Annotated in this window: 4 protein-coding genes; 1 reads left to right on the top strand and 3 read right to left on the bottom strand. The window is 65.3% G+C overall.

The genetic code is table 11. From position 1 onward, the window contains the following. The coding region (locus RBR29_RS10770) for a PLP-dependent aminotransferase family protein (protein ID WP_320349206.1) at window positions 1-1,265 on the bottom strand (1,265 nt) is incomplete at its 3' end. 204 nt (window positions 1,266-1,469) lie between these two features. Between RBR29_RS10770 and RBR29_RS10775 the strand changes: the two genes are divergently transcribed. Next, a complete protein-coding gene (locus RBR29_RS10775; protein WP_320349209.1) occupies window positions 1,470-2,756 on the top strand; it encodes an aspartate aminotransferase family protein in 1,287 nt (428 codons plus the stop codon). 22 nt (window positions 2,757-2,778) lie between these two features. Here RBR29_RS10775 and RBR29_RS10780 read toward each other — a convergent pair whose 3' ends face one another. After that, window positions 2,779-3,948, bottom strand: coding sequence for a VWA domain-containing protein (locus tag RBR29_RS10780; RefSeq protein ID WP_320349207.1), 1,170 nt, complete (start codon window positions 3,946-3,948; stop codon window positions 2,779-2,781). Between the two features lie 19 nt (window positions 3,949-3,967). Then, the coding region (locus tag RBR29_RS10785; protein ID WP_320349208.1) for a GNAT family protein at window positions 3,968-4,260 on the bottom strand (293 nt) is incomplete at its 5' end.

Below are 4,260 nucleotides of genomic sequence, written 5' to 3' on the forward strand. Positions count from 1 at the left end.
CGGATCATGTTTTTGCCCGTGGGGCAGGGCGCCGGTGGCCTGCCCCACAGGAACAGCCCGGCACCAGGTTCTTCCCAGACCTCGAAACCGTGCCCGTGCATGGCGGCGGTGACCTGATCATGCGCCTGTCGCAGGCGTTCGCGGACACTGCGCAGGTAGGTGTTGTGGCGGCCGTCTCGCAGGACGTGGTAGACGGCACGTTCCATGATTTCGGTCGAGGTCAGGCCCAGCGACATCTTGGTGCGTGCGCATTCATCCACCAGCGGCTTGGTACAGGCCAGATAACCCACGCGGGTGGAAGGCATCACGCTTTTAGAAAAGCCGGACACATAGAGCACCCGGCTGGGGCCTGCCAGCGCAGCGAGCAGGGGAGCGGGTTCGGGCAGGAGATCACGCGAGACATCGTCTTCCACGACCAGGAAGTCGTGGTGTTCGGCCAGTTGCAACAGGCGGAATGCCCCGGCCATCGTGAAACTGGCGCCGGTCGGGTTCTGTAGCACGGTCGTGACGAACAGGACGCGGATCGGGTGTTGCCGGACCAGCGCCTGGAGCGTGGCTTCGCAGATGCCTTCTGCCGTTCTGGGGACTGCGTGCGCCGTGATGCGGTTCAGGGCCAGGATCTGCAACAGATTGGCATAGCAGGGCGACTCGACGGCCACATGGTCCCCGGGGCGCAGCAGGGTGCGGATGACGATGTCCAGCGCCTGTGTGGCGCCATGGGTCAGCAGCACTTGATCGGGGGAGATGTCAAGCCCGTGCTCCAGCAGGCGGTGCGCAATGTGTTCGCGCAAGGGGTGGTAGCCGAGCGGGTGGCCGTAGGATGCAATCTGACCGACCGGAACACGGCTGAGCTGGCGCAGGGCATGTGGCAAGCCGGCCTGTTCATGCCAGTCCGGGGGTAGCCAGCCGCAGCCAGCCTTGATCGAGATCGAATGGTCGGCGAACACGTCGGCCAGCAGCCAGGATGCGCCGATGCGTGGTGCCACCCATTCCGGCACCTTGGCGGGCGCAGTCTGTTTCTGGCGGCTGACGCGAAAACCGACCCCTGGGCGTGATTGCAGCAGGCCGCGGGCAACCAGACGGTTGTAGGCGGCCATGACAGTGAATGTGCTCAACCCGTGGTCTTGTGCGAATTGCCTGATCGACGGCAGGGCCATGCCCGGACGCAGGGTGTGGGTGCGGATGGCGGTCTCCAGCGCCATGACGGCCTGGTCTACCAGGGACGGGGCCGATTTCCGTCTGCGATCCGGTTCGAACAGGATCATGGCTGTCCTTGAAGCGATGACTTTGGCAATACAGTGGTCTCTATCCGCACAATACAGTTATCCAGGCATTCTGTCACCGTCTATGGTCTTCGTACGGGAAGCGGACCAGAATGAAGTCGTTCGTCTCCGTTGTCGAAATCCTGGATTTGAGGGCTTGCCATGCACACCCGAACCCCATCTGCACCTGATTTGTCCAACCTGTGGATGCCGTTCACGGCGAATCGGCAGTTCAAGGCGCATCCCCGCCTGCTGGCGAGCGCCCAGGGCATGTACTACACCGCAGCAGACGGCCACCCGGTGCTGGATGGCACCGCAGGGCTTTGGTGCGTCAATGCAGGGCATGGCCGTCAGCCCATCATCGACGCGATCCGCCGGCAGGCCGCGCACCTGGACTATGCGCCCAGCTTCCAGATTGGTCACGAAGACGCCTTTCAGGCGGCGTCCGACGTGGCCGCCCTGATGCCCGCTGGCTTGGACCGGGTGTTCTTCACCAACTCGGGTTCCGAATCGGTCGATACGGCGCTCAAGATCGTGCTGGCCTATCACCGGGCGCGCGGCGAGGGCCAGCGCACCCGCCTGATCGGCCGCGAGCGCGGCTATCATGGCGTCGGCTTTGGCGGGATTTCGGTGGGTGGCATCTCGCCCAACCGCAAGGCATTTTCCGGGGTGCTGTTGCCGGGGGTGGACCATCTGCCGCACACGCATGATCTGGCGCACAACGCCTTTTCGCGGGGGCAGCCGGCCTGGGGCGGCGAAGCGTACGCGGATGCGCTCGAACGCATTATCGCGCTGCACGATGCATCGACGATCGCGGCGGTCATCGTCGAGCCGCTGGCCGGTTCCACCGGCGTGTTGCTGCCGCCCAAGGGCTATCTGGAACGGCTGCGGGCCATCACCGAAAAGCATGGCATTCTGCTGATCTTCGATGAAGTCATCACCGGTTTTGGCCGCCTGGGCGCAGCCACCGGCAGCGCATTCTTTGGCGTGACGCCTGACCTGATGACCCTGGCCAAGGGGATCAGTAACGCGGCGGTGCCGGCCGGCGCGGTCGCCGTGCGCCGCAGCGTGCACGACACCATCATCGAGGCCAGCGCAGCCGGCATCGAGTTCTTCCACGGCTATACCTATTCCGCCCACCCGCTGGCGACGGCCGCCATTCGCGCCACCCTGGGCATTTATCGCGACGAGGGGCTGTTCGAACGGGCGCGGGCCTTGTCGCCTGCTTTCGAAGACGCCGCGCATGCGCTCAGGGGGCGGCGCCATGTGATCGATATCCGCAACCTCGGCCTGGTGGCGGGCATCGAGCTTGAGCCGCGCCCTGGGGCGCCTGGTGCCCGGGCGGCCGAAGTGTTCGGCCAGTGCTTCGATCAAGGCGTGCTGGTGCGCTACACCGGCGACATCATCGCCATTTCGCCGCCGCTCATCATCGACGAAGCCCAGATCGAGCAGATTTTCGACACCCTGGCCAAGGTGCTGGATGCCGTGGACTAGGGCCTGTCGATTCCCGGGCAGGTCATTTCGACAGCAGCCGCATCGCCTGTTCCAGGCCGTCCATCGTCATGCCGAACATGCGCTCGTGCATCAGTTCGCGCACGATGGCGATGGACTGGCGGTAGGGCCAGGACCCGGACGGTTCAGGATTCAGCCAGACGGCGCGCGGCCAGTGGCCCAGAATGCGCTGCAGCCAGGCGGCGCCGGTTTCCTCGTTGTGGTGCTCGACCGAACCGCCGGGGTACAGCAGTTCGTAGGGGCTCATGGAAGCATCGCCCACCAGGATCAGGCGCCAGTCCTCGCCGTAGCTGCGCAGCAGATCCCAGGTCTCGATGCGTTCGCTGTGGCGGCGGCTGTTGTGGCGCCAGACGGATTCGTAGGGACAGTTGTGGAAGTAATAGACTTCCAGGTGACGGAATTCGCTGCGCGCGGCAGAAAACAGGGCTTCGATGCGGGCGATGTGATCGTCCATGCTGCCGCCGACATCCAGCAGCATCAGGACCTTGACCGCATTGTGGCGCTCGGGCACCCAGCGCAGGTCCAGCATGCCGGCCTGCTGGGCGGTGCTGCGGATGGTGCCGGGCATGTCCAGTTCCATCGCGGCACCCTGGCGGGCAAAGCGCCGCAGGCGCCGCAGCGCCATCTTGAAATTGCGCGTGCCCAGGGTCTGCTGATCGTCGTAGTCGCGGTAGTCGCGCCGTTCCCAGACCTTGATGGCGGTGCGGTTGCCGGCTGATGGGCCGCCGATGCGGATGCCTTCGGGGTGATAGCCGCCGTGTCCGAAGGGCGAGGAGCCCCCGGTGCCGATCCATTTGCTGCCGCCTGCGTGGCGTTCCTTCTGTTCGGCCTGGCGTTCGCGGAACATCTCCATCAGCCGATCCCAGCCGTGTTTTTCCAGCGCAGCCTTTTCTTCGTCGCTGAGCTGTTTGCGAAAGGTTTGGACGAGCCAGTCCGGCGGGATGTCCGGGCCGCCGGTGCGGGCCTGGATCTGGCCGATGAATGCGGCGAAGACCCGGTCGTAGCGGTCGTAGCGGGTTTCGTCCTTGACCAGCGCCAAGCGCGCCAGATGATAGAACTGTTCCGTGCTGGTGGGCGCTGCGGGGCTGAGCAGCAGTTCCAGCAGGCTCAGGTATTCCCGGATCGAGACCGGGATGCCGGCGGCGCGCAATTGGGTGAAGAATTCGGTCAGCATGGCCTGTAGGGATACGGGTTCAGGCGCGAGGGCGCTGCAACTGGTAGAGCAAGTGGGCGCGGACCTCGGGCCATTCGTCTGCCATCAGGCTGTACATGACCGTGTCGCGCACGGTGCCGTCGCGCCGCAGGGCGTGATGCCGGATCACGCCATCACGTCGCGCGCCCAGGCGCTCGATGGCGCGCTGGGAGGCGTGGTTGTCGTTGTCGGTGCGCCAGCCCACCACGGCGGCACCCAGGGTATCGAAGGCGTGTTCGAGCAGCAGCAGCTTGCAGGCCGTGTTGACGTGGGTGCGCTGGCGGGACCTGGCGT

This window comes from Castellaniella sp. (assembly GCF_034007085.1).
Lineage (GTDB): Bacteria > Pseudomonadota > Gammaproteobacteria > Burkholderiales > Burkholderiaceae_B > Castellaniella.

Coding starts and splice junctions, on each gene's coding strand:
- RBR29_RS10780 (WP_320349207.1), bottom strand. CDS start 3,948: ATGCTGACCGAATTCTTCACCCAATTGCGCGCCGCCGGCATCCCGGTC.
- RBR29_RS10775 (WP_320349209.1), top strand. CDS start 1,470: ATGCCGTTCACGGCGAATCGGCAGTTCAAGGCGCATCCCCGCCTGCTG.